The following is a 26,748-nucleotide window of genomic DNA, read 5'->3' as shown; positions in this document are numbered from 1 at the left end:
GCACCTTAATTAATCCGACTATTAACGTTAAGAAACAAACTCATTTTATGTTTCACAATTTCTTTAACTGCTTGATTAGCAGGAATAATATTGTGTCGTAACGATTTATTCACTTCGGTATCAGCAAACTTATCTTTGGCAACTTGGGTCCAATTTACTAATAATTCAGTGCCTACATTAAATTTACGAATACCATTATTAATCAGTTCAGGGTAATCTTCTTCTTTGACACCGGTACCGCCATGAATAACCAAAGGAATATCAACCATAGCATGAATCTCTTTTAATAGTGGAATATTCACCTCTGTTTTTGATTTGAATTGTCCATGATTAGTACCAATGGCAACAGCTAATGCATCAATCCCCGTGGCTTGAACAAACGCTAACGCATCTTTCGGTTTGGTATAAATTCGATCATTAGAATCAACATGAATGCCCTCTTCTGTTCCGCCTATAGTGCCTAATTCACCTTCAACCGATACGCCACGCGCATGTGCATATTCAACCACCGCACGGGTTTTTAAAATATTTTCTTTAAATGGTAAGGAAGAACCATCAAACATCACTGAGGTAAAGCCACTATCGATCGCTTCTTTAATATCATCAAAATGCTTTGAATGATCTAAATGTAATACAGCATCAACAATCTCTTCATCGGCAATGGCTTTTACCGCATTAACCAGCACTTTAAAACCAATATAACGTGCGGTATCAACACTAGTTTGTATAATAATTGGCGCCCCAACTTCTTTCGCTGCTCGTAGCATATCAGGTAACATTTCTAAGTTATGCGTGTTAAATGCACCGACGGTAAAATTGAGTTTTTGAGCTAATAAAGTGACATCTTTTAGTGTGGTATACATAATCATTTCCTTTAATCTCGTTGAACCGTAACTTGTTTGGCAATGTTGCGCATGGAGTCCATCTTATTCATCCAAAAATCAATATCGTCCATTGAACCATGTTGTGCTGCATCGGCACGTTTATGGTTGTACAAATTCATTAATGCTTTATAACCCTCTCCAATTGATTTTTTATGTTGTAAACTCTTTTCTAAATACTCAATCGCAAAATCAACATGATCTAATTGGCAATAAAGTAGTCCTGTTTTTTCACATAATGTGGCTAAAGTTACTGCATCATCTGTGTGATTAATTTGTTGTAACAATTGACTAATTGATTGTTCAATTTGGTCTATTTGCGATGATGACTGACTGACTTTTATTTCTGGTATATTTTCTGATTCTATTTTAGATTGACTTTTTTTGAAAAAGTTAAACATATCAAACTCCTAAACTAAAAGTTCTTTAATAACGGGCTTAAAATCCATGCATAGAGTAACGCCGCCGTAACCGTATCGACATCGGTTGCCGTTGCATTAATAAAGCCCATTTGATTAAAGATAGTCACCAGTAATGCCGGTAACAAAGTAATAAAGAAACCATGGGCAATGCCACCAATGAGAGCCCCACGACGACCACCTACTGCATTACCAAATATGCCAGCTGTACCGCCTGCAAAAAAGTTGGTTAACATGCCAGGTAAAATCATGGCTAATCCAAAAACTGGCAAAGTTAACATCGCAATCACCGTACCAATTGATGTGGTAATAAACCCTAAAATTACCGCATTTGGGCTATAAGGAAAAAACACAGGACAATCAAGCGCCGGTATGGCATTAGGAACCACTTTCATCGCAATGCCTCTAAATGCGGGTACAATTTCGCCGAGCAATAACCTAACACCAGCTAATAACACATAGATGCCTACTACAAAAATAATCGCTTGCGTAAAGGCATACATCACATAATTTTGACCACCAGACAATGTTGAAGCATATTCTTCACCAGCAAAAAGAGCGGTAATAATATAAAGTGGTATCATTACCACCATGACTGACAAATAAGTATCTTGCAAAAATTCAAATGATTTAGGTAATTTCATCTCCTCAATTGAACGTTTATTTACGCCTCGCTCCCCCACAACATAAGCAACACCAGCTTCAAACAAGTAACCAATTGTACAAAAGTGACCTAGTGCTATGTCATTAGCCCCAGTTACTTTACGAATGATCGGCTGCGCAATAGCTGGCATAAATACCGCAAAAAGTGCACCAACAAGACCGCCGACTACAATTAACGCGATTCCTGAAAGTCCAGCAAAACTACCAAATACCGTGGTCATGGTTGCCATCCAGAGAATAGCCTGACCAGTTAAAAAGATATATTTCCAGCGGGTAAAACGGGCAATGAGAATATTAAAGATAAAAATCATTAAAAAAGTCAACGCAATATCACGACCTAAGCCTAACTGATTCATGGCTTGGCCATTAATCGCTTCAATAGACGGGATAATCCCTTGCATATCAAATCCAGCGGTAAAAATGTGCCCGAAATAGGTCAAACTGCCAACAATGATACTAGCCCCCGCATTGAGCACTTGAAAGCCCAATAATGTTTTAAGGCTTCCTGAAATAATTTGACCTACTGATTTACGTTGCAACATCAAGCCAAACATAGCAATTAGACTAATCGTTATCGAAGCTTGCGTTAAAATATTATCAATAATAAAGTTAACCACGTTCATAGTATTCTCCTATTTTGCAATTTAAAGCAGTCCCTTTTTTTGCAACACTGGACTTAACTTTTCATCAATTTCAGCTTTCGAGACGATATTTTTGAGATAAACAATTGAGGTCTGTTCGCTAATATTGAATTTAGCAAACTGAGGGCGAAAATTTTCAGCCGTGATAATAATATCGGCATTCATAGAAGCAGCAGATGAAATATCCGTATGATCCAACTTGGCATCAATTCCCTTGGCCTTTAACACATCCTCAGTCGCCATTTGTGCGGCAAAACTACTGCCTAATCCCGCACCACAAACAAATAAAATAGTTAAATTACTCATTTTCAATCCTCCTACAATTTAATGGTTCAATCCGAATTAGGTTCATTAAATAAAATGTTCTTAAATTGTTGTACCGAATGACACATTGTTAATCTTTCAAGTTTTTGTTCATCATTAATCAATTCAATCAAACTACGCATAATATTGAGATGAGAAAACGAATCGATAGCTGCTAAACAAAATATGATTTTCACAGATCCCATTTCTGAATTACCAAAATCCACGGGATGACGCAAAGTAACAACACTCACCCCTAACTGGTTTACTCCATCTTCAGGGCGAGCGTGTGCCAACGCTAAATTTTTGCCTATGACGATATACGGACCATATTGCTCGACCGACGTAATCATGGCATCAATATAAGATGGTAAAATAAATTGTTTTTTTAATAATGGCTCAGCAGCAATTTTGATCGCTTGTCGCCAATTTGAACTATCTTGCTGCAATATAATGTCATTATCGGTAAGAATATCTTTCAACATAGGCTGGATTTTCCTTTTATTGATTTTAAGATTATTAATCGCTAAACACTGTTCGAGTTGGTTATAGATAGGTGCTGACACGATGCCGCCACTTTGTTGAATCAAATCAACCAATGAATAGAAAAGATCGGTCGCATCGACCAAATGATTTAAAACGCGTTGATTAGCACTGTGCTTAGCTAAAAAATCAGTGATAATAGGATGATTTTTCTCTTTTAAAATCGGTTCTAACACCAATACTGGATGAGCTAAGTGCGGTAATGGAAACGTGGAAAAAATTAAGTCAAAATCGAGTTGAGCTAATAGATCCTGATCATGACGCCCCAAAATGGCTAGCACATCAATACTAAAAAACTCTTTGAGTGTTTCAGCTAATAAATTAGAAGTTGCTATACCATGGTCACAAAATACTACTGCTTTAAAATAGTAACTTCTTTCTTGATTAATAGCGCTTGCAAAGGTAGAAAAATGGATAGTTAAAAAAGCAATTTCGTCATCTGATACTTTATGACTTAAGGTATTTTCAAGTTCTTGCATAAACATAGCAATAACTGAATAAATTGCACCATAGTTTTGTTTGATGTTATCAAGTAATGGATTAATAATATGAATATTATTACTTACTCGTGCAATAAGTCCTGCTAAGTGTTTACATAAATTTTCGTACAACTGCTCTTGTTTGGTTGAAAATGGAATTTGTGTTTTTTCTTCGACATAATTAACTAACTTAATCGCTAATAACTGCGCATTTAACCACTCTACATAGTTATTAATATCCTTGGTATTGAAAGCTTCTAACATATAAATAATGTATTGCTGTTCTTGCCGATTAACTTGCAAAGCAACATGCTGACAAACCAAATGAATAAATTTTGCTATTTCACCCAAATCATTATTATTAAAATTCGGCCTTATCATCGTAAGATGATGTTGCTGTTGATTACGAACCACCCAAATAGTGGTAAAAATCACAATTTGTTGAACATAAATTTCATCATGAATTTGGCTAATAGTTTGATGAGCTAGCCGTAATAGACTATCTATTAATTCTTGGGGAATATAATTAAATAACAACCTCTGTATAAAACTCATCTCATATAATGGTTTATCTAATTCAAGATTACCCACAAACTGATTAATGGCTTCGTACATCATTAAACGAATAGAACGCTCTAACCCGAAAAACTGCATACCTTGTTTTGGCAGGCTGATTAATTCAATATCATATTTTTTAAGTCGTTGTTTAAGTTTACGGATATCTTCATCTAAGACACTTTTCGATACAAAAAAAACACTTTTTTTATGACTGAGAATGGTTGGAGAGGCAGAAAAAGCAATAGACAGTAACAAATCAAACTGACGTTCATCTTTACTTAGAATCGATGACGTTGGCATGCCCAATAATGCATTATAAATTAACTGTTTTTGATCATGCGTCGCGTTTATTATAAAACCTTTATTACGTACGGTTGAAACTAAAGGAAACTGTCTTTGCATTAAAAACGCATTAATTTCTTGAATTTCATTGCGAATGGTTCGCACACTAATCTGAAATTCGTCTGATAACATCTGGGAAGTGACCGGATAGTCGATGGAAATAAATTTTTTAAATAACTCAATGGTTCTTGTTCGCATAAACTTATTCACTTATTTACTTCATAGATTAAGTATAAGTGAGATAGATTTACTTACCTAGTTGGTATTTTTGCCAATAAAAATGGCAAAAATTATTGATTAATGCGATGGTTATCACACTGTTTTATCAAATAGATACTGAGATGTCTCAATTAATCACCAAACGGTATAGACTCCTGAATATTTTTACAAAAAATATAACCTAAAAGTGAATAGTTGGGTAAATATCCAGCCTATTTTCGTGTTTTATATTCAACGGATTTTTCAGTTTAATGTTATAACTGATGGTTTTATAACATTTAATGTTACTGGTTAAGAAAACGAACGATTTCAATCGAGTTTTCTTTAGTACATTATAAATAGTCTGAGGGATGTCCATAAAAGGTTTAGCCAAATCAGTGACAGTCTTCTTCTTTATGATATAAGCGTTCGCTATATCTCTTGTCGGTGATAAAGCATTAGTTTTGTTTTTTATGTATATTCATTACCGTACTTTCTAAAATTACTGTAGCTTCTAAAATTATTGTAAATAATGCGAGTAATTCTAACAAATAAGGAAATAATACAAATAAGGTCATTAAATGTTAGAAAAGAGTGATTGAGCAAGCTAAAAATAGAAATGGTATTATTATTTTAGTCAATTCTATGGTCTACGTAGCACAATTACTCATAGAATTAGGTCATAACGGTATTGAGATAATCAATACCGTTATGACCATTCAGTTAGATTTTGATGGCTGATTTTTGCCGAACAATTTCAAATAAACAAACACCCGTTGCTACCGACACATTAAGTGATGACACAATGCCAGCCATGGGAATGCTGACTAATTCATCACAATGTTCTTTTGTTAAACGGCGCATCCCTTCACCTTCCGCACCCATCACCAAAGCAAGTGAAGTCGCTGTTGATGTTTTATAAAAATCAGTTTGATAAAGCGTTCTATCTGCCTCGCCAGCAGTCCCCACAATCCAAACTTGATATTCATCTTGTAACATTCGCATCGTGCGTGCCAAATTGGTCACTCTAACCACCGGTATACTTTCAGCCGCTCCACACGCTACTTTTTGCGCTGTCGAGTTAAGGGGGGCTGAGCGATCTTTTGGCACTATAATAAAATCCACACCCGCGGCATCAGCGGTTCTTATGCAAGCGCCTAAATTATGCGGATCGGTCACACCATCTAAAATTAAGATAACGGGGTTTGTTTGCCCTTCCATAAGTAAAGGAATATCATTTTCTTGATAACCTCGACTTGGTTTAACCATGGCTAAAATACCTTGATGTACCCCATTTTTAGATTTTTCATCTAACCATTGGCGATTAGCGATTTTCACTGGCAAGCCAAGCTGCTCTAATTGACGCACAACGGCGATAAGGCGTTTATCTTCACGCCCTTTAATAATAAATACTTCAATAATTCTTTCTGGCGAACGTGTTAATAATGCTTCAATGGCGTGCAGGCCATAAACTGTTTCACTCATTTATTTGCTACTCTTTTGTTTTATTGACTGATTTTGTTTTATTACTTGATTTTGGTTTCGATTTGCTACGTTTTTTACTTTTAGCTTTCACTTCAACTTTCGTGTTTAGTTTAGCACTTGATTTTGCCTTTTTTTTAATACTTTGTTTAGCACGACTTTCGCTAGTTGTTTTTTTACCTTTTCGCTTAAGCGGCAAATCAGCATGCGGATCGGTTTGGGCTTGTTTAGACTTTTCTTTTGCTGTTTTACCTTGACGTTTTGGCTTATTATTACTGCCAACCAGCGAAAAATCAATTTTACGTTCTTCTGGATTAACATTATCGACTTTTACTTGCACTTTATCGCCTAAACGATAAGTAAAACGTGTATTTTCACCAATTAAACGATTGTGCGAGGCATCATAAATATAATAGTCGTTTTCTAACGAGGAAACATGCACTAAACCATCAATGAAAAAATCGTCTAATCGAACAAAGAAACCAAAATTAACCACGCTTGAAATCGTACCGTTAAATACTTCACCGACATGATCTTGCATATAATCACATTTGAGCCAATCAACCACATCACGCACAGCTTCGTCAGCACGCCGTTCGGTCATTGAACAATGTTCACCAAAGTAGAGCATTTCGCTAGTGGTATAGCAATGTCCGCCAGTCTTACTGGTTTTATGCTGTTGGTCAGCTAAGATCCATTTAATCGCTCGATGTAATAACAAATCTGGGTAACGACGAATTGGCGAGGTAAAGTGCGCATATTCCTCAAGCGCTAAACCAAAATGCCCTCGATTTTCAGGATCATAAATGGCTTGCTTCATGGAGCGTAAAATTACCGTTTGCAACATATCATGATCAGGACGCGTTTCAACCACCGTCATTAATTCGGCGATATCTTTCGGTTTTGGACTGGCGCCACCACCCAGCGATAAGCCAAGCTCACTTAATACTCTGCGCAGATTGCTCATTCGATCTTCATCTGGCCGGTCATGCACGCGGAATAATGATGGCACTTGCGCATCAATCACTAATTTTGCTGCCGAAACATTGGCTAAAATCATACACTCTTCAATAATTTTATGTGCGACATTACGTTGCGCAAGCTCAATACTTTCGATACGCTTATCAGCATTAAAAATAAATTTTGGCTCATCTGATTCAAACCCTATCGCACCGCGTGCAATTCGTGCATTATCAAGCACTTTATATAATCCATATAGATTCTCAAGATGTGGCACTAACTCTTGGTAATGTTGACGTAGCGCTTTATCACCCTCTAAAATTTTAGCTACTTTAGTATAGGTTAATCTGGCATGTGAATTCATCACCGCTTCGTAAAACTCATAGCCTGTTAATCGCCCTTTGTTAGACACGGTCATTTCGCAAACTAAACATAAACGATCAACTTGTGGATTTAACGAACAAAGTCCATTAGATAATACTTCGGGAAGCATTGGTACAACTCGTGATGGAAAGTAAACCGATGTACCACGCAAGCAGGCTTCTTTATCTAAGGCTTTATCAGGTCTAACATAATAACTCACATCGGCAATCGCCACCCATAAACGATAGCCCCCACCACGATTTTTTTGGCAATAAACCGCATCATCAAAGTCCCGTGCATCTTCACCATCAATAGTGACTAAAGGCAATTGACGCAGATCTTTTCGCCCTTTTTTAGCACTTTCTGGCACTTGTTCGGTAAATTTGCTCACTTCTTTTTCAACAGCTTGTGGTAATTCATAAGGAATTTCGTGATTTCGCAGTGCAATATCAATCGCCAAATTAGTCCCCATGATCTCACCAAGCACTTCTTTTATGATGCCAACGGCTTTTTGACGACGTTCAGGACGTTGCTGTAATTCAACCACTACTACCGTTCCCATACGAACCGTGCGATCAGGTTTGCCAGCAATTAAAATATCAAAGTTTAAACGGCTGTCATCAGGCACAACAAAACCAATGCCTTGCTCAACAAAATATCGCCCAACAATTTGATTATTGCGTGGTTCTAAAATTCGTACAACCCGAGCTTCCATTTTTCCACGATATTTAGTGCCCATTGGCTGCGCTAAGATCACATCACCTTGTAAAACTTTTTTCATTTGCTCTGGCGATAAAAAATAGTCTTCAAGACGCCCTTCAACGCGTAAGAAACCAAATCCATCACGATGCGCAATTACACTGCCTTTAACCATGTCGAATTTTTCAGGTAAGGCATAACATTTACGGCGCGTAAACACAACTTGCCCGTCACGCTCCATAGCCCGCAAGCGACGATGCAACGCCACTTTTTGTTCTTCATCTTTAATAGCAACAGCTTGGGCAATTTTTTCTAAACTTGCCGGTTTTGCTTCTTGTTTAAGGTAATCTAAAATAAGCTCACGGCTAGCAATAGGGGAATCATACTTCTCAGCTTCGCGATCAAAAAATGGATCTTTTATCATAAGGGATATCCTGTGACTAATATTAGCGCTAGCATAACATAGAGTGCTATAACTTAAAATGAAGATTCAATTTATAAACAAGCGTCAAAATGTTGTTAACCTATTTTAATGTAGGATTTTGTCAGTATTCGATACTAGACTTAAAAAACGATAAGAATCAAAATTCCAAATAATGGGAACGTTTGTTGCCGAAAAATAAAGCCTTTTTATTTTTGTGAATGGAGTAAATTGGGTGCAGTGGTTTCGGACGTTTGTCGTTTAGGTGCTCCAAATAGCTATAATGACCACGTCCGAGTTAGTTTTTTGCGAATTCCCCTAAAAACCCCCCCGCGCTGGGCAGCAGAATGAGACCTTCTGCTGCCCAGCGCAATTACTCGTATCATCCTGATACTCGCCCTCATCGAGGCCATCTTTGATTTGCTTAGATGCTCGAATTTGTTCCAAACAAATTTGGCTCTCGGCAAAGCATAGCATAGCCTTGCCAAACATCCCTATTTAGCGTGCTAACTGACTATATTAGCGTCATATTCTGACACAGGAATAAGACAAACAACATAGTCAATTATTTTTGGAGGTTATTTTGTTTTTATAATTATCTTGATGATTTTATTTTAATTACCGCGTATACGGCGTTAAAGGCGTTATTCTTTCATCAGCTTAGAGGGAGCTATTTCTAAACTGCCTATACGGCGTTAAAGATTTGACGTATAACCATTTTACCTTCTAGAATTTTCTAAACCGCCTATACGGCGTTAAAGATAGAATCTGTTAGAGCTGAGCTGTTTGCTAATTTCTAAACCGCCTATACGGCGTTAAAGAGATATCATTGAGAGATTGAGCGCATCAAACTTTTCTAAACCGCCTATACGGCGTTAAAGTAGAGCTTAAGATTCGATAAGCCCTGCTTTATAAAGATAAACGACAATTTCATCTTTGAAAACCCTTTTTTTGAGCTGTTTTTTAATATACTGATTTTATTGAATTTTAAATTGTTGTTAGAAAAAGGGTTAGCAGAAGTTTTAATTCAAAAAAATTCTAAAAAAATAAATTAAATAAAATCAATACGTTTTCTGACTAATTGTTAGTTAGTAGTTGGTTGTTTTTTTCAAAAAAACAACCAATCACCACTATTTGTTTTGTTCCCGCTCAATCGCACGATAGCCAATATCATGGCGATAAAAACAGCCATGCCAATAAATACTTTTTATTTGCTGATAAGCACGCTGTTGTGCATCGAGTACCGTATTTCCTAATGTGGTCACACACAACACTCGTCCACCGTTGGTGTATAAGTTGCCATTTTCTAAACTAGTACCGGCATGGAAAATTTTGCAATCATCGGTTGATTCTGCCGGTAGTCCAAAAATCGCATCTTGGGTATTATATTCGCCTGGGTAGCCACCTGCAGCTAGCACCACGCCTAATGCAGGTCTTGGATCCCATTTTGATTGTACGGTATCTAATTTACCATCAACTGCAGCCAAGCAGAGTCTGACTAAATCTGATTGCATTCGCATCATTATTGGCTGTGTTTCGGGATCGCCAAATCGGCAATTAAACTCAATAACTTTTGGATTACCTTCTTTATCAATCATTACACCTGCATATAAAAAGCCAACATAAACATTGCCTTCTTGCGCCATGCCATCAACCGTTGGGTAGATGATTTCATCCATTATTCGTTTAAAAACAGCATCACTCACCACTGGTGCTGGCGAATATGCCCCCATACCACCAGTATTTAATCCTGTATCACCATCACCAACTCGTTTATGGTCTTGGCTTGTTGCCATGGGTTCGACATTTTTGCCATCCACCATGACAATAAAGCTGGCTTCTTCACCATCGAGAAACTCTTCAATCACTACTCGGTGACCGGCATCACCAAAGGCATTACCGGCTAGCATATCACGGACAGCATCTTCAGCTTCTTTCACTGTCATGGCAACAATCACCCCTTTACCTGCCGCTAGCCCATCAGCCTTAATCACAATCGGTGCACCCTTTTCACGAATATAGGCAATGGCTGGAGCGACTTCGGTAAAGTTTTGATATTCTGCGGTGGGGATTTTGTGGCGAGCTAAGAAGTCTTTAGTAAAGGCTTTTGACCCTTCAAGTTGTGCAGCGGCTTTAGTTGGTCCAAAGATTTTTAATCCCGCTTTTTGGAAGCTATCAACAATGCCAATTACTAACGGAGCTTCGGGTCCCACTATAGTTAAATCGATTTGTTCTTGTTGGGCAAAATTGAGTAATCCCCCCACATCGGTTGCTTTAATATTAATATTTTCTAAGCCTGATTCAAGTGCAGTACCTGCATTACCTGGCGCAACAAAGACTTTTGATACTAATGGCGATTGTGTGACTTTCCAAGCAAGTGCATGTTCACGCCCACCATTACCTATGATTAAAACTTTCATAAAAGATCCTTTAAATACTTCAACCTAAAAAAGGAGTGTCAATTTTTAAGTTTGACAAAACCAAGTAATCTATTTTAATAAATTAATGACTGACTCATTTTATAAATCATTAATGTCTAAAGTGGCGCATATGAGTAAAAATCATCGCAATATTGTGCTCATTCGCCGCTTGGATCACTTCGTCATCGCGAATCGATCCACCTGGCTGAATAACACAAGTCACCCCTGCAGCGGCAGCAGCGTCAATTCCATCTCTAAATGGGAAAAACGCATCTGATGCAACAACAGAACCTGCAACGTCTAGATTTTCGTCTTGCGCTTTAATGCTCGCGATTTTTGCGGAATAAACTCGGCTCATTTGACCTGCTCCAATACCAATTGTCATGTTATCTTTTGCATAAACAATGGCATTCGATTTAACAAATTTAGCCACTTTCCAACAAAATAGCGCATCGGAAAGCTCTTGGTCTGTTGGCTTACGTTTGGTGACTACCATTAATACATCTGGCGATATCATGCCTACATCACGATCTTGCACTAACAAACCACCATTGACACGTTTAAAATCTAAACTTGCCGACGCTGATGTTGACCACTCGCCACATTCAAGCACGCGCACATTTTTTTTAGCTTGTATGATGGTGAGTGCTTCTTGGCTGACTGAAGGTGCAATAATCACTTCAACAAATTGTTTATCAACAATCGTTTGGGCGGTTTTAGCATCTAACGCTCTATTAAACGCAATAATGCCACCAAAAGCTGAAGTTGGGTCTGTTTTAAAGGCTTTTTCATAAGCGTTTAGAATGTTATCGCTAACGGCAACACCACAAGGGTTTGCATGTTTTACAATCACACAAGCGGGCTCGTCAAATGATTTTACGCATTCAAGTGCAGCGTCGGTATCAGCAATATTATTATAAGAAAGTGCTTTACCTTGCAGTTGCTTTGCTGTGGCAATCGAGGCTTCTTTGACATCTTGCTCAACATAAAAAGCTGCTTGCTGATGGGCATTTTCGCCGTAACGCATATTCTGTTTTTTAATGAATTGTAGATTTAACGTCCTAGGAAACTCACCCGATGGTTCATTGGTTTCACCCATATACGGGGGGACTAATTGCCCAAAATAGTTGGCAATCATGCCGTCATATTTAGCTGTGTGTTCAAAGGCTTTAATTGCAAGGTTAAAGCGGTATTCAAAAGAAAGGGAATTTTGGTTATCATCCATCATGTTAATGATATTGGCATAATCACCACAATCAACCACAATGGCGACATATTTATGATTTTTAGCGGCCGATCGTACCATCGTCGGGCCACCAATATCGATGTTTTCAACGGCTTCTTCTAACGTGCAATTGGTGTTAGAAACCGTTTGTACAAATGGGTAAAGATTGACAACCACCATATCGATTGGCGTAATTTGATGTTGTTGCATCACGTCATCATCAATCCCTCGTCGCCCTAGAATCGCCCCATGAATTTTGGGATGTAACGTTTTAACTCGTCCATCCATCATTTCAGGAAATCCGGTATAGTCAGAAACTTCTGTTACAGGTATCTGGTTTTCCATTAACAATTTTGCCGTTCCCCCTGTTGAAAGAAGTTCCACATTTCGTTCTGATAAGGCTTTGGCAAACTCTAAAATACCGGTTTTATCGGACACACTAAGTAAAGCACGGCGGATGGGACGAAACTGCTGCATGAGGGAGGCTCCGAAGTTGATATCTACAATCTTAGTTATTGAGCCAACATTATATATAAATTAAAGATAGATGTTGAGTATTAACTTGTTAAAAAATATCGAAACAGTGAATGATAATGTTTGACTTTTATCATAGAATTAACGCTTAACAATTATGGTTGCTCCTCCTAAAGCTGGAGCAACTTTTCTTTGGTCGACTTGACTTTAATTACACATAATCCAATCTGCCATTCAAAGATCAAGAAATAAACGCTAAGGATAGACGCATATCCCATTGTAGTTCCAATCTTTGCTATTGTTGCTAATCATACCATCTGTCGTTGAGACCATGAAATGATGAGTGCTATCCTTCTCATCATTTGTCCAGAGATATGAAGTGGCTCGAAAATCGGTGTAACTTAACAAACTACCCCATTCGCTGAGAAAACCTGCGCCGATCCGGCGCTGGTAATTATTATTATTTGATGGCGGCGTGGCACCAACTGAACCTTCACAGAGTGCAATGTTTCCACTAAAACAACCTGCATTGGTAAGATCTTTTACTTGTGGAAGACGATATCCTAGGCTTGTACACCACGTTGCTGTGGCGGGAGCTGAATCAATTTTACTTCCGCGACTGACAAACCACTTTTGCAAAACAAATCCATATTTTAACACCGTTTGCCCACTACTATCTTTACCCTCTAATTCGAATAACTGTGGTAAGGTAGGTTTTGGCATTGGATTAGGTTTGTCGCTGTCCCATTGACCTCTTGCTTCTGGACCTGTTAGTGTAACCCGAACATTAGTACCGCTTTTATTCGGTGTCATGGTGGCAGTTATCCCCCCTTGCGTGACCGGAGCCCAAACTAGTGGACCACTTTCACTTCCTATTATATCTAAATAAAAATATAAACCATCAGCACCTGTGGTCGGAAAATTACGGTTATAAGATGCGGGTGTGGTAGATTGAGTAATAAAACCTTGACCAGATTTCCATATGTCAGCAGGACCGATGGAATCCACTGTTTCATTTTGTATATTATCAGTTTTTAAGTAACAAATTGCAAAAGATGCTTTTGGATTGATATAATAAGTTTCTGTCCTGTCTTCGAAAAGACTAATTTTAGGTGAACCATACAGCGTACTTAAACTACTACCTGAGCTTCTTAATACCACTTTATAAGGTGAATTACAAACATTCAAAACTTCACTACGCTCCACTGCGTGATCATATTTATCGGTGATGTTAACCTCTAAACTACCTGTTGCACTTACGCCATTTGTGCCCTGTCCATCGCCATCATCATCTCTCCAGTAGTTATAAGAATCACCAATAAGTGCACTTAAATCGATTGAACTCTTTGATGTGGGTATAAACATACTAATATCAGCAAAACTCTCATTTACATTAGGTAATACTATTGGGGTTGCGGGTGATGAATTATTGTTTTTTTGAGTAATAGTTGTACCATCCGATAAGGTGATACCTAATAATCCATCAGTTTCATAAGCTTTTGTTATACCATCATTAAACGTTAAATATGGTGCGGTACCTTGGATGGTATTGATGGTAGTGGCTGATAAAGCTTGTGAATCTAATGAATATGATAACAATAACGAAGCCAATACTAAAAATAATTTAGATGATAAAAATAAAGTTGCAGAAAATACTCGGCTAGAGCGATACTTTAAAAAGTTTAATACATAAGGTTGCCAGTTCCTTATGTTCAGGCCATACAACATAACTTCCCATCCGTCAAGTGATCTTTTGTGTTATTTATCTTTTTGGGTTGTTAGCTTTTAGAATAAGCTACATTTATTTTAATTAGTTTAAATTATAACCGCTTAGAAAGAAATTGACTACTTTTTTAGTTAAATATTTGTAAATATTTGTTAATTGTTTTTCAATTAGGTTTTGTGAAAAGCCTGAAAATTTTCAGAAAGCTAGTGTTTGAATATAAAATATTTTTAATTGAGTTGAAATTGTTGGCGTATTCTAGCCTCAAATAAATAGCAATAAATAATAGCCTTCAGATGTTGTAAAAAATTAGTGTGTTTTTTATAGAAAAAACATGCAAATATCGCATTGATTTTATTTATTTTTATTTTGTAAAGCGCTAAACGTTTTTAAAGTGAAATTAAAAAAAATCAGGCATAAATATGCCTGATTAATCAAAAAAGATCGAGTAAGATCTTTAATCATCACTATAGCCTAAACTTCGTAATGCTCGTTCATCATCCGCCCAACCTGCTTTGACTTTTACCCAAAGCTCTAGATGGACTTTATTATCAAAAAATGACTGCATGTCTTTACGAGCTTCAATCCCTATTTTTTTGATCTTTTCACCTTTATTGCCGATGACCATTTTCTTTTGTCCATCGCGTTCAACTAAAATTAATCCATTAATTCGATACATTCCATTACGTTCGTCAACTTTGAATTGTTCAATTTCAACAGTTACCGAATAAGGTAATTCATCACCTAAAAAACGCATCAGTTTTTCACGGATGATTTCCGATGCCATAAAGCGTTGCGACCGATCGGTAATGTAATCTTCTGGGAAATGGTGTTCGCCTTTGGGTAAGTGTTTTTTGACGATATTTTTGATAATATCAACACCTTCACCTTTTTCAGCGCTAATTGGCACAACATCAAGAAAGTTAATTTTTTGGCTGATTGTTTGAATATGCGGTAATAGTTGTGTTTTGTCGGTAACGTTATCAATCTTATTAATGACTAGCAAAACTGGACTTTTGCAGTCTTTTAGTTTGTTAGCGACCATTTCATCATCGTCATTCCAATGTGTCCCTTCAACTACAAAAATCACTAGCTCCACATCACCAATTGAACTGCTTGCTGCACGATTCATTAAGCGATTAATGGCTCTTTTTTCTTCAATATGGAGTCCAGGTGTATCAATATAGATAATTTGGTCATTATTCTGTGTGTCGATACCGACAATGCGATGGCGGGTCGTTTGCGCTTTGCGTGATGTAATCGAAACTTTTTGACCAAGTAACTGGTTTAATAGTGTTGATTTACCTACATTTGGTCGCCCAATAATGGCGACAAATCCACAATGTTGTGTTGTTTCTATCATTTTATACCTAATTGGTTGAGTGCTTCTTGTGCGGCAGTTTGTTCTGCTTTTCGGCGACTTAAGCCACGACCTAAATATTGGCGACTATCGTTATCGATTTTGCATTGAATTAAGAATTCTTGCTCGTGGTTATCGCCGATGACTTCTAGTATCAAATAGCATGGGCGGGGGCGATGAGTTCCTTGTAAATATTCTTGCAATCTTGTTTTTGCATCTTTTTGTTTAATACCTGGTTGGATTTGGTTTAAACGGCTTTGATACCACGATAAGATTAGCTGGCGAATTGTCTCAATGTTGCTATCTAAGTAAATGGCACCAATAATGGCCTCAACGGCATCAGAAATAATCGACTCACGACGAAATCCACCACTTTTTAATTCGCCTTGTCCTAAAATTAGGTGATCACCTAATTTGAAATCTTTGCCCATTTCGGCAAGTGTTTGCCCGCAAACTAACGTTGCTCGCATTTGGCTTAGGTCGCCTTCGTCTTGTTTGACAAAACGGTGATAGAGTTCATCGGCAATGACAAAACTTAAAATAGAATCCCCTAAAAACTCTAAACGCTCGTTATGTAGTTTATTAGCACTTCGATGAGTAAGTGCTAATTCAAGTAGAGATATATCTTGAAACTGATAACCGATTGATTGTTGTATTTGAGTAAATTTTTTCATAGTTTTGGTTTTTAATGTATGCGACCAATACGACTAAAGCGGATTCCCGTTGGCCATTCGTTTGGTTGTTTTTCAAAGCTGATCCAAATTGCTGTTGCTTTACCAACAAAGTTGGCTTTGGGCACAAAACCAAAGTATCGGCTATCGCCACTGTTATCTCGGTTGTCGCCCATCATAAAGTAATGATCTTGTGGCACGACCCAAGTGGCAACAGGTTGATCTTTTTGGTGATAATAATAGTTTGGATCTTCTTGCGTACCTTGCGTTGTTAAAATATTGTGTGGCATGCCACCTAAAGTTTCTTGTTGAATGTTCATATTCAATGTCACGATAGATTCAGAATTGACAATACCTTTATCAACATATTGATCTAGCGTATAAAAATTAGGGTTTGATTTGAACTGTTCGTGCACTTCTTTCCAGTTACTTGGTTTGCGTTCGCTGTAATGTAAATCGAGTGGCTGTGATTGTTGCCCTACACAATTGGAATCCGTTATTTGGCATGCTGGATAGATTAAAATTTGCTTTTCTTTAACCAGATAGACGATTTTGTCGCCGGGCAAACCAACAACGCGTTTAATCAAATCCATTTGGGGAATATTTGGGTGTTTAAATACAGCCACATCACCACGTTTGGGTTGTCCTGTCGGGATGATGACGGAGTTGGTAATAGGATCACGTACGCCATAAGAGAATTTTTCAACCGCAATAAAGTCGCCGACTAATAAAGTCTGCATCATTGACCCTGATGGAATTTGAAACGGTTCATAAATAAATGAACGAATAACAAACACCACAAACAAAACAGGAAAAAACGATGCTAAGCTTTCGACCCAGCCTTTGGGTTTACCAACTTCGGCAAGTATTTTTCCATCTACTTCGCCATTGCTTTGGATTCGAACTTCTTCAACTTTACGCTGCCTTGCTGGTTTCCATTTAAATTTTTCTAAAAACCAAAAAATACCCGTAATAAATGTTGCTAGTGTTAATATGATGGCAAACGTCCCAGCCATTTTTCTTCCTCTTTAAATAAATCTTCTTATCGATTTGTTTTTAATTAATTAATCTTTTCCTACATGCAAAATCGCTAAAAACGCTTCTTGCGGTAATTCAACATTACCAACTTGTTTCATACGTTTTTTACCTTCTTTCTGCTTCTGTAAAAGTTTCTTTTTACGACTTACATCACCACCATAACATTTGGCTAATACGTTTTTACGTAGTTGTTTTACGGTTGAGCGTGCTATGACATGATTGCCGATAGCCGCTTGAATGGCGATATCAAATAGTTGACGAGGAATAAGATCTTTCATTTTTTCGACTAATTCCCGCCCTCGATATGGAGCGTTATCTTTATGGGTGATTAAAGCTAATGCATCCACTCGCTCACCGTTAATTAATACATCCAATCTTACCATGTCAGCAGCTTGGAATCGTTTAAAACTATAATCTAATGAGGCATACCCACGCGAAGTCGATTTTAGTTTATCAAAAAAGTCTAATACAACTTCCGTCATTGGAATTTCATACGTTAAAGCAACTTGATTACCATGATAAACCATGTTGGTTTGCACGCCGCGTTTTTCAACACATAAAGTGATGACGTTACCTAAATAAGTTTGTGGAACAAGTATGTTACATTCTGCAATCGGTTCACGTAATTCCTGTATATTATTTACAGCAGGTAATTTTGCTGGGCTATCCACGTAGATAATGTCATTTGACGTGGTTAACACTTCATAAACAACCGTTGGTGCGGTAGTAATCAGATCGAGATTGTATTCACGCTCTAAACGTTCTTGGATAATTTCCATATGCAATAAACCAAGAAAACCACAACGAAATCCAAATCCTAAAGCGCCTGAATTTTCGGGCTCATAAAACAGTGAGGCATCATTTAGGCTTAATTTACCAAGGGCATCACGAAAAGCTTCGTAATCGTCAGAACTGGTTGGAAATAGTCCCGCATAAACTTGCGGTTTAACCTTTTTAAATCCCGGTAAGGGGGTTTGTGCAGGTGCTTTTGCTAAGGTTAAGGTATCGCCGACTGGCGCACCTAATATATCTTTGATAGCACAAACAACCCAGCCCACTTCGCCACAATGCAAGCACTGTTTGTCGACTTGTTTCGGCGTAAAAATTCCAAGACGATCAACATTATAAGTCATGCCTGTACTCATGACTTTGATCTTATCCCCTTTGTTTAATTCGCCATTTTTAATGCGGATTAATGAAACCACCCCTAAGTAATTATCAAACCACGAATCGATAATAAGTGCTTGTAATGGTGCATTCGAATCACCTTCTGGTGGAGGAATGTCACTAACTAATTGTTCAAGCACATCAATAACACCTACACCAGTTTTAGCCGAACAGCGAACGGCATTACTTGCATCAATGCCAACAATGTCTTCAATTTCGGCCGCTACGCGCTCTGGTTCTGCAGCGGGTAAATCAATTTTGTTAAGAACAGGGACAACTTCAAGATCCATATCTAACGCAGTATAGCAGTTTGCTAGCGTTTGTGCTTCAACGCCTTGCCCTGCATCCACAACTAATAAAGCCCCTTCACAAGCAGCGAGCGAACGCGAGACTTCATATGAGAAGTCAACATGACCTGGCGTGTCGATGAAATTGAGCTGATAGATTTCGCCATTTTTAGCATGATAATCAAGTGTTACACTTTGTGCTTTAATTGTAATGCCTCGCTCACGTTCAAGATCCATTGAGTCGAGCACTTGGGCTTCCATTTCGCGATCTGAAAGTCCACCACAAATTTGAATTATGCGGTCTGAAAGCGTTGATTTACCATGGTCAATATGGGCAATAATTGAAAAATTGCGGATATTTTTATTCATATTAATAAATTATAATTAGTATCTTGGTTATTAACAGTTAACTATCTAAAGCGTTTTTTGGTTATTACCAATATTGCTAATAATTACATAGTCAGAAAGAGGAACATTTTACACATTTATCACTGCTAAGCATAGCGTTATCGAGAAGTTTGCACTTATTTCTGGATAATATTTTGCGCAATACGCTCAACGGTCGTTAGCGGTAAATTACCAATAACAATAATATTTTTGTGCCCCACGTTAGTTGAATATATAGTCCTTCCACCTTGTTGAATAATTTGGTTGGATTGCTTAGCTTGTTCAGCGGAGATATTAACCGTAAACGAAAATACACCATCTGAAAACAGTTTAGTCGCAATATCAGAACTGTAAAAATTTAAATTATAGGTGGCTATTTCTTTAAATCCTTTAGGTAACCAAGCCAGTCGCCATTGGTCGAACGCATTATTTTGTTTTTCGATCGATAATAAAATTGGATAAGTTCGGCTGTTAATGTAGTTTGCTAGCTCTTTTTTATCAAAATTTTTATCAAGTTGGATCACTTTTATCTGGTTAATAATGATGCTATTTTGATCTAATAAATCGATCCTAATCGGTAAAGAAGTATCATCATCAATCCAAATTACGTAGCTATAACGATCCTGTTCTTTGGCGATGATTTTGACCAACTGCGCACTTCGATTAGCTGTCCTTGCTTTGCCTAATGCAATAAAGTCGTAAACATCTTTGAGGTCGTTAAAATTATTATAAATAACGTCAGGAAAAGCCTCGATAATGCGCGAACTAGTGATAGAAAAAGATGCGCTATCAGGCTGAAAGTAACTGGTTATGCCCTTATGCAAGATAATCTCTTTATCGGGACCTTCAAGATAACGCAAATATGCATTAATATCTTCTTTTGCAATAGCGCCTAAATGGCTATATTCGAATGTGGTTACATACTGATTTTTATCTTGAGATAAGAAGTAAATACGGTAATCTTGCGTTTGTACAGCACTATTCATTTTGTTTAATAGCGCTAAAGCTTCCTCAGTATCGTTGGCATAAATCGATACTGAAAAAAACGCAAAAAACAGAGTGAATATAATATTTTTACTCTGTTTTATAATATGTTCAACGAAATAATTTGGTAATTTCATTACGAATTAATGAGCATTTAATCTTTTTTGTAATTCATAATCTTGTACAAGCAATCTAATTTTGTCATATTGTCGTTTTTCAAGTAATTGCTGATCGTTTTGTTGATGAATTCCACCCACCTGAGCTACATTTACGCCAACAGGTACAGTGTTTAATGTAGGGCTTACACTCGTATTATCTGTTCGCCCTTGATGATATTGCACGCCTGCAATAATGCCAAGAGTTACACACGCAGCAAGTCCAACTTGGCTTACTTTGGAAAAAAAATCTTTAACATGAATCCAAATTAAATTCTCTACTTTTGGTGGTGTGGTTGTTTCAATATTAGGCTGATCAACAAGTTGATTGTATAAATCTTCATTCGCGATCGCTTGAGCAATTTGGTTAGAGATATCTAAAGTTAATAAACTACTATGCAACTCACCTCTCATTGTGTCTCTTACAATATGATAGCGATGCCAACATGATTGCAAATTTTCATCATGTGATACTTCATCAACTATGTAATCGTTTGTAAGCTCACCATCCATAAGTAATGAAAGTTGCTCTTTCTGTTCTATTTGCATAGTAAATACCTTAAATTTAGGACTACTTTTTATAAATTTATTTGTAGCCATTAACTGAGTAATGGTTTAATTTTTTCATCTATTGCATCACGCGCTCTAAAAATACGTGATCGCACTGTTCCAACTGGTGTATCCATTATTTGAGCAATTTCTTCGTAGCTTAAACCATCGATTTCGCGCAAGGTGATTGCGGTTTTTAAATCATCGGGTAGCGCTTCGATCGCTGCAAATACGGTTTTTTTTACTTCGTCTGAAAGTGCTAAATTTTCAGGGTTATTAAGATCTCTTAATGCATTCGCTCCTTCGTAACTTTCAGCTTCGCTAGCATCAATATCTGATGATGGCGGTCGTCGTCCTTGAGAGGTTAAATAATTTTTAGCTGTATTAACCGCAATTCGATACAACCATGTATAAAAAACACTTTCACCTTTAAAAAGGCTTAACGATCGATATGCCTTAATAAAAGTCTCTTGCACAACATCAGGAACTTCGGACGCTAATACATAACGAGAAACCAAATGAGCCAATTTATTTTGATAACGAACCACAAGTAAATTAAATGCGTTTTTATCTCCGCTAAGAACACGATCAACTAATACTTGGTCTGTTACTTGCTCCCCCATTAAAGGCCTTTCCTTATTATGTTAATAACTGTCAATCGGCCCAAATTTGTGCTGACATACAGTTAGATTCTTAAATCAAAAAAAAGTTCCCATTATTTTAATAGAAATTTGAGTATATTGCTTACTAATTGTAAATTAACTGTAAAATTTTGCTCTTTTTTTATATTAACAAACCTATTTTACTTATTTTTTGACACAATGATTAAAATAAAAATCTTTGTCAAACTTTTAATTGAGTGGAGTGATCTTTCGTTCGCCACAGTCATTATATGCGATTTGATAAAATTGAGGTAGATTAAAATTAACTGAGCTAGTAGTAAATGTAAAACGATCGTCAGATAGAACATAAAAATCATTGATATCTTTAACCATATTATCCTTTGAACCATTGCAGTTACGGTAAATTTCGATTTGATTATGTTCATTTAGAATGTAAAGATCAAAACCTAAATGGGTATCTTCAAAGAAGAATTGAATAATCCCTTCATAAGCAATGCTGTCGATTTCTTTCGGTAATTCACTGGTTTCGTCTAAAATGTTCAGCGGTCTACCTTGTACTTTGTTATTTGATACCGCACCATAAAAATCGATCGCATTTTCAAATTGATGGCATGAAACGCCTAATCGCTCAAAAAATAGATACCAAGAAGATCCGCCAATTCTTAATGGTTTAACTTGTGTTAAGTTGTTTTTTGTAGTAGTTAAACGTAAATCAATGCATTCATCCATCAGTTTTTTCATTTGTTGTCTGATTTCAGTACCTAAATATTCACTATAACAAAAAATTTCGATTGAATTGGGCAAGTCTGCATCTTTGTGCATACGATTTAATAATGCCTTAATGGCTTCCAACATCGATAGTGAACCACTAAAATGCAGTATGCGAATTTCGTTCCACGAATTTCGATAAAGAAGATCAATCGATCCAACCAAACTTAATTCGTGTTTGCCATAATTAAGTACGCTATTGGTAACTTCATCGTCTAATTCAATGTTAGCTGTCGGATCATCTTCTAGATTTAAAATAATAGCCAAATGACGGATTTCGCATGGACCATATAACTGTTCTTCGGTTGCTGCTGGCACGTCAATGGGAAAGTAATTTTTTAGATCCGCAATCAATTGATTGATTTTTGAGTTATTTCGATTTTCACCGTCATGATAATAAAAGGTGGTAGTATCAGCAATTAAGCCATTAAAATAACACCACCCAACCAGTTTTACTAAGTATTTGCTGTATTCTAAATATTGATGGCCAATAATTGATTGCAACATGGGTTTTTGATTGTAAACATACCACCCCGACCGATTGATGCGATCTTCAGCTACATGAATAAATGTTAATGCGTCTTCTTGCAAATTACCAGAGATATTGAGCTTTAAAGTGGTGATCTTGCCTGGCAATACTTCAAAAGCAGCATAGAGTTTACGCGTTAAGATCGCTAAATCCTGAGGACTAATCAATGAGTCTAAATTATTGCGGCGACCAAAATTGAGTAAATTTCGATAACCTATCATCATTGTGTTTAACAAGATTTCGTGTATTTCTCGAACTTGTCCTATTTTCCAAGTTTGACAAGCATCTAATTTTGCAATTTGTTGTTCATTCCATCCCCAATCTTTAACTAAATCACTAAGAATGGCACGACGCCAAGAATACGATTGCATTGGAATAGAAAGTTTTTCATTCACTTTTAAATAAAAGCAATTGCGAATTAACTCTAGTCGTTGAAAATCATTAATTTCAATGAGATATTTACTAATTCTGTCTAACAGCATGTAATACGAATCTAGATACATTCCTGTATGTATTTCACCATTTTGAATGAGTTCTCTCATTTGATAAGCAACCGGCTTATTTTGTGGATAAATCCATGAATATGCTTCTAATAATAGGGTTTTAAGTACCGCTTTAAAGGGTGAGTCAATACTTTTATACAGTTGCCATAAACTTGCGCCAAAATATTCTTCAGCCGATAATCCTGTTAGTGGACCAAAATCAATCCATTGATCTCGTTCAATTAAATTCAGATCAACCATTGCTTTAACACATTTTTCATAAGTAGGATAAGTAACATTATTTACGGTGAAGTTATAGGGCACTACAAACCACAACAAAAATTTTCCCGCTAATAAATTTGCGGAGCGGTAAAACTCTTCAAGTAATAAAATATGCTGCGCAGATCCGCAATTTTCGCCCATTAAACATTCATGATGCTTATTAATAAAACGATCGGCATCAACCACAAATAACGTTAATTTGACTTGTAAATCAGCTGCCCAATTTTCGATTAAACGGCATTTTTTTTGTAATGCTTCTTTTTGATTATCGGTTAAACTGTTTTCAATGCATATCCAAATATCAAGATCAGATTGAACCGATTGTCCAATAGAACACGTACTTCCCATCGAATATAAAGCTGATATTGCTAGAGGGGTGTTAGTTGACGTTTCGTTTGAATTTACAACAAAATTGAATTTGCTTTTAAGCAGTTTATTTGTATCATCAGATAATTGATAACAAGCAATACCTGAAGGTATATCACCTTCCATATATCCTGGTAATTCAGGAGTATGATAATGAAAAAGGGCAGGAAGTAATAAAAATACTTGTTGAAATTCAGCAGACATACCAATAAGAGCACGCTCACGTTTCAAATTAGCAAGATCTTCAAGTTCTTTTTTTATGTCATTGATATAATATTGCATAGCTTCAATTAGGTAATACACGCGTATTAAACTAACGCATTTGGTAAATCTAACATGTTATTTGTATAAGGTAAATAGGGCATAAATTTAAATCCCGAATAAAATGAATAATTATGATAACAATTGAAAATATAGCTAAACAGATTAAAAAACAAGAATGCACTAAATTTGTTGATAACAAAGCTGCAGTATTATTGCCGATCGTCGATATTGATCATCAGTTGCATCTAGTATTTCAAGTTCGATCAAAAAAACTAAAATGGCAACCAGGAGATATCTGTTTTCCTGGTGGACGAGTTGAATTAACTGACATCAATCCTGAATACACCGCCAAACGCGAAACTGTTGAAGAATTAGGTATATCCCTCAATCAAATAACGATTTTAGGACAATTACCTAAATTTATTGCAACTTTAGGCATAGCCATTTATCCATTTGTAGGCACAATAAACACACTAGATGATTTGCAACTAAACCATGACGAAGTTGAACAAATTTTTACCGTTCCTATTGAGTGGTTTCTCCATAATCCCCCACAGCGTGCAACAATGTTTGTAGGGCATAAACCTGCCGATGATTTTCCTTTCAATATTATTGTGAATCGATCACCAGAATGGCAAAAACGATCTGAACATTTGATCTATTTTTACCATTATAACAATTGGGTCATTTGGGGGTTAACAGCACAAATCCTTAAGCAATTTGTCGATAAAATCCAAGCATAAGCTATATGGAAAATATAATTTTAAAAAAATAATAATAATCTTACTTATTTGGAGAAAAGTTAACGCTTTTTTTAACAATTTATTTCATTTTAAACAATTAGTGCTAGGTATTCTTCCATTTTATGAAAAGATCTTGAGGATTATCGCTGAACGTCTTATAAAGGTATCTAGTTGTTTTACTAATCATTCCTGCCAAAACAACTAGATACCTTAACGATGTCTTAACGCTTTTTACAAGCAGACAAGGACAAAACTTTAGGAGCTCCGCCAGGTCGAATACTCTCGAAGCAATACTATTAATATATCTGCAAATTAAATAAGCGTTAAACAGTGATTTTCTATTTTAATAATTCAAAAATGAAGGATTCTATCATGAAATGTTTTAACAAAACCTCTATTGCTTTAGCCGTATTTTTATCATTACCTGTTGCCAATCTTTATGCTGCTCAACCGTTAACTGCCAAAGAAAGTAGTCTTTTAGTACCATTGAAAGAAATCTCAGTAACCGGAAGTTATTTACAAGCTGATAATGCCGCGAATGATATTTCGCACGCTGCCGATGAAGCCGGCGCTAAATACTACTATATTACTGCAATGGAAACTCCAGCCAATGGGACTTCATCAGATCGTGCTATTGTTTATGCTAATATTTATCAATCTAATGCACCAATTGCCGTACAAAAAGATGAAACCAATTATAATGGTGTGGTTTCTTATGAACGTTCAAAAGCCCTTTACTATTTACCATTCGAAGTCGTTAAATTGAAAGGTAATTACAATAACACTTCCCAAATTACTGAAGATGCAAGTAAATTAGCTGCTGAAAAAAATGCCTATGCGTTTTATATCTATTCTATTTCGTCGGCTGATAACAAAAATCAAGCGCAAGATATTGAAGTTGCCTTATACAACCAAGATGCACCGGTTAGAGATTATATCGCCACAACTGATATACACGGTCAAGATGCTTACGAAATAAGTAGCGAAGCATTTAAACATATGACGCCATACAAAACAATTAGTTTCCATGGTGTATTTAACAATACTTCCGATATCAGTGCAGCTGCACAAAAACATGCAGTTGCTAATGATGCACATTTTTATTATGTAAAAGAAGTAACATCTAACTCAGCAAGTACAGCACAAACTGTTTTTGTAAATCTATACAAATAAGATAGTGCATTACTAAAATCACTCCCACGAGAACAACCTATTTTTCCTCGTGGGTTTACAATTAAAACAACTTAATTAAATAATTGATTTATTATATTTTTTAATTAAAATCAATTATTTGTTCAG

Annotated in this window: 20 protein-coding genes; 2 read left to right on the top strand and 18 right to left on the bottom strand. The window is 36.6% G+C overall.

The features are described 5' to 3' along the window. Positions 1-5: 5 nt before the first annotated feature. From A9G22_RS05070 to A9G22_RS04985, 18 genes are all read right to left on the bottom strand, one after another. Entirely contained in the window at positions 6-863 is an 858-nt protein-coding gene (locus A9G22_RS05070) for a class II fructose-bisphosphate aldolase (RefSeq protein ID WP_075508462.1), read from the bottom strand. Positions 864-874: 11 nt separating this feature from the next. Next, the gene (locus A9G22_RS05065; protein ID WP_065586811.1) at positions 875-1,282 is read right to left on the bottom strand and encodes a hypothetical protein; all 408 of its coding nucleotides are present in this window, start codon (positions 1,280-1,282) and stop codon (positions 875-877) included. A gap of 14 nt (positions 1,283-1,296) precedes the next feature. Continuing rightward, positions 1,297-2,586 (bottom strand): PTS sugar transporter subunit IIC, encoded by a 1,290-nt coding sequence (locus A9G22_RS05060; protein WP_065586812.1) that lies wholly within the window; start codon positions 2,584-2,586, stop codon positions 1,297-1,299. A 21-nt stretch (positions 2,587-2,607) separates the two neighbouring features. Then, positions 2,608-2,910, bottom strand: coding sequence for a PTS sugar transporter subunit IIB (locus A9G22_RS05055; protein ID WP_065586813.1), 303 nt, complete (start codon positions 2,908-2,910; stop codon positions 2,608-2,610). A gap of 26 nt (positions 2,911-2,936) precedes the next feature. Further along, complete coding sequence (locus A9G22_RS05050; protein ID WP_065586814.1) at positions 2,937-5,027, bottom strand: BglG family transcription antiterminator; 2,091 nt, start codon at positions 5,025-5,027, stop codon at positions 2,937-2,939. A 723-nt stretch (positions 5,028-5,750) separates the two neighbouring features. Then, a complete protein-coding gene (gene rlmB / locus A9G22_RS05045) occupies positions 5,751-6,512 on the bottom strand; it encodes a 23S rRNA (guanosine(2251)-2'-O)-methyltransferase RlmB (protein ID WP_065586815.1) in 762 nt (253 codons plus the stop codon). A gap of 7 nt (positions 6,513-6,519) precedes the next feature. Further along, positions 6,520-8,955: a ribonuclease R gene (gene rnr / locus A9G22_RS05040; RefSeq protein WP_075508461.1), complete on the bottom strand. Its 2,436-nt coding sequence runs from the start codon at positions 8,953-8,955 to the stop codon at positions 6,520-6,522. Between the two features lie 1,127 nt (positions 8,956-10,082). Then, on the bottom strand, positions 10,083-11,372 hold the full coding sequence (gene purD / locus A9G22_RS05035; RefSeq protein WP_065586817.1) for a phosphoribosylamine--glycine ligase: 1,290 nt from the start codon (positions 11,370-11,372) through the stop codon (positions 10,083-10,085). 109 nt (positions 11,373-11,481) lie between these two features. Further along, on the bottom strand, positions 11,482-13,074 hold the full coding sequence (gene purH / locus A9G22_RS05030) for a bifunctional phosphoribosylaminoimidazolecarboxamide formyltransferase/IMP cyclohydrolase (protein WP_065586818.1): 1,593 nt from the start codon (positions 13,072-13,074) through the stop codon (positions 11,482-11,484). A gap of 252 nt (positions 13,075-13,326) precedes the next feature. Further along, positions 13,327-14,796: a hypothetical protein gene (locus A9G22_RS05025; RefSeq protein WP_141669980.1), complete on the bottom strand. Its 1,470-nt coding sequence runs from the start codon at positions 14,794-14,796 to the stop codon at positions 13,327-13,329. A 455-nt stretch (positions 14,797-15,251) separates the two neighbouring features. Next, positions 15,252-16,157 (bottom strand): GTPase Era, encoded by a 906-nt coding sequence (gene era / locus A9G22_RS05020; RefSeq protein ID WP_065586820.1) that lies wholly within the window; start codon positions 16,155-16,157, stop codon positions 15,252-15,254. After that, positions 16,154-16,828 (bottom strand): ribonuclease III, encoded by a 675-nt coding sequence (rnc, locus tag A9G22_RS05015; protein ID WP_065586821.1) that lies wholly within the window; start codon positions 16,826-16,828, stop codon positions 16,154-16,156. The genes era and rnc overlap by 4 nt, the downstream gene beginning before the upstream one ends. Positions 16,829-16,839: 11 nt before the next feature. Continuing rightward, entirely contained in the window at positions 16,840-17,841 is a 1,002-nt protein-coding gene (lepB, locus tag A9G22_RS05010) for a signal peptidase I (RefSeq protein WP_065586822.1), read from the bottom strand. Between the two features lie 48 nt (positions 17,842-17,889). Beyond that, positions 17,890-19,686: a translation elongation factor 4 gene (lepA, locus tag A9G22_RS05005; protein ID WP_065586823.1), complete on the bottom strand. Its 1,797-nt coding sequence runs from the start codon at positions 19,684-19,686 to the stop codon at positions 17,890-17,892. 155 nt (positions 19,687-19,841) lie between these two features. After that, positions 19,842-20,825, bottom strand: coding sequence for a MucB/RseB C-terminal domain-containing protein (locus A9G22_RS05000; RefSeq protein WP_065586824.1), 984 nt, complete (start codon positions 20,823-20,825; stop codon positions 19,842-19,844). A 6-nt stretch (positions 20,826-20,831) separates the two neighbouring features. After that, positions 20,832-21,392, bottom strand: a complete 561-nt coding sequence (locus A9G22_RS04995) for an RseA family anti-sigma factor (protein ID WP_065586825.1) — start codon at positions 21,390-21,392, stop codon at positions 20,832-20,834. A gap of 50 nt (positions 21,393-21,442) precedes the next feature. Continuing rightward, a complete protein-coding gene (rpoE, locus tag A9G22_RS04990; RefSeq protein ID WP_065586826.1) occupies positions 21,443-22,015 on the bottom strand; it encodes an RNA polymerase sigma factor RpoE in 573 nt (190 codons plus the stop codon). A gap of 228 nt (positions 22,016-22,243) precedes the next feature. Beyond that, positions 22,244-24,724, bottom strand: coding sequence for a class I adenylate cyclase (locus tag A9G22_RS04985; protein ID WP_065586827.1), 2,481 nt, complete (start codon positions 24,722-24,724; stop codon positions 22,244-22,246). 113 nt (positions 24,725-24,837) lie between these two features. On the opposite strand from A9G22_RS04985, the gene A9G22_RS04980 reads away from it, so the two are divergent. Continuing rightward, complete coding sequence (locus A9G22_RS04980) at positions 24,838-25,449, top strand: NUDIX hydrolase (protein ID WP_065586828.1); 612 nt, start codon at positions 24,838-24,840, stop codon at positions 25,447-25,449. 372 nt (positions 25,450-25,821) lie between these two features. Next, positions 25,822-26,622: a YdgH/BhsA/McbA-like domain containing protein gene (locus A9G22_RS04975; protein WP_065586829.1), complete on the top strand. Its 801-nt coding sequence runs from the start codon at positions 25,822-25,824 to the stop codon at positions 26,620-26,622. Positions 26,623-26,748: the final 126 nt, after the last annotated feature.

This window comes from Gilliamella sp. App2-1, assembly GCF_001690255.1.
Lineage (GTDB): Bacteria > Pseudomonadota > Gammaproteobacteria > Enterobacterales > Orbaceae > Gilliamella > Gilliamella apicola_G.
This window is presented reverse-complemented; position numbering and strand designations above follow the sequence as displayed.

Excerpts from the sequence above, each read along its gene's own strand:
- A9G22_RS05070 (WP_075508462.1), bottom strand. The coding sequence starts at position 863 with ATGTATACCACACTAAAAGATGTCACTTTATTAGCTCAAAAACTCAAT.
- A9G22_RS05065 (WP_065586811.1), bottom strand. The coding sequence starts at position 1,282 with ATGTTTAACTTTTTCAAAAAAAGTCAATCTAAAATAGAATCAGAAAAT.
- A9G22_RS05060 (WP_065586812.1), bottom strand. The coding sequence starts at position 2,586 with ATGAACGTGGTTAACTTTATTATTGATAATATTTTAACGCAAGCTTCG.
- A9G22_RS05055 (WP_065586813.1), bottom strand. The coding sequence starts at position 2,910 with ATGAGTAATTTAACTATTTTATTTGTTTGTGGTGCGGGATTAGGCAGT.
- A9G22_RS05050 (WP_065586814.1), bottom strand. The coding sequence starts at position 5,027 with ATGCGAACAAGAACCATTGAGTTATTTAAAAAATTTATTTCCATCGAC.
- rlmB (WP_065586815.1), bottom strand. The coding sequence starts at position 6,512 with ATGAGTGAAACAGTTTATGGCCTGCACGCCATTGAAGCATTATTAACA.
- rnr (WP_075508461.1), bottom strand. The coding sequence starts at position 8,955 with ATGATAAAAGATCCATTTTTTGATCGCGAAGCTGAGAAGTATGATTCC.
- purD (WP_065586817.1), bottom strand. The coding sequence starts at position 11,372 with ATGAAAGTTTTAATCATAGGTAATGGTGGGCGTGAACATGCACTTGCT.
- purH (WP_065586818.1), bottom strand. The coding sequence starts at position 13,074 with ATGCAGCAGTTTCGTCCCATCCGCCGTGCTTTACTTAGTGTGTCCGAT.
- era (WP_065586820.1), bottom strand. The coding sequence starts at position 16,157 with ATGATAGAAACAACACAACATTGTGGATTTGTCGCCATTATTGGGCGA.
- rnc (WP_065586821.1), bottom strand. The coding sequence starts at position 16,828 with ATGAAAAAATTTACTCAAATACAACAATCAATCGGTTATCAGTTTCAA.
- lepB (WP_065586822.1), bottom strand. The coding sequence starts at position 17,841 with ATGGCTGGGACGTTTGCCATCATATTAACACTAGCAACATTTATTACG.
- lepA (WP_065586823.1), bottom strand. The coding sequence starts at position 19,686 with ATGAATAAAAATATCCGCAATTTTTCAATTATTGCCCATATTGACCAT.
- A9G22_RS05000 (WP_065586824.1), bottom strand. The coding sequence starts at position 20,825 with ATGAAATTACCAAATTATTTCGTTGAACATATTATAAAACAGAGTAAA.
- A9G22_RS04995 (WP_065586825.1), bottom strand. The coding sequence starts at position 21,392 with ATGCAAATAGAACAGAAAGAGCAACTTTCATTACTTATGGATGGTGAG.
- rpoE (WP_065586826.1), bottom strand. The coding sequence starts at position 22,015 with ATGGGGGAGCAAGTAACAGACCAAGTATTAGTTGATCGTGTTCTTAGC.
- A9G22_RS04985 (WP_065586827.1), bottom strand. The coding sequence starts at position 24,724 with ATGCAATATTATATCAATGACATAAAAAAAGAACTTGAAGATCTTGCT.
- A9G22_RS04980 (WP_065586828.1), top strand. The coding sequence starts at position 24,838 with ATGATAACAATTGAAAATATAGCTAAACAGATTAAAAAACAAGAATGC.
- A9G22_RS04975 (WP_065586829.1), top strand. The coding sequence starts at position 25,822 with ATGAAATGTTTTAACAAAACCTCTATTGCTTTAGCCGTATTTTTATCA.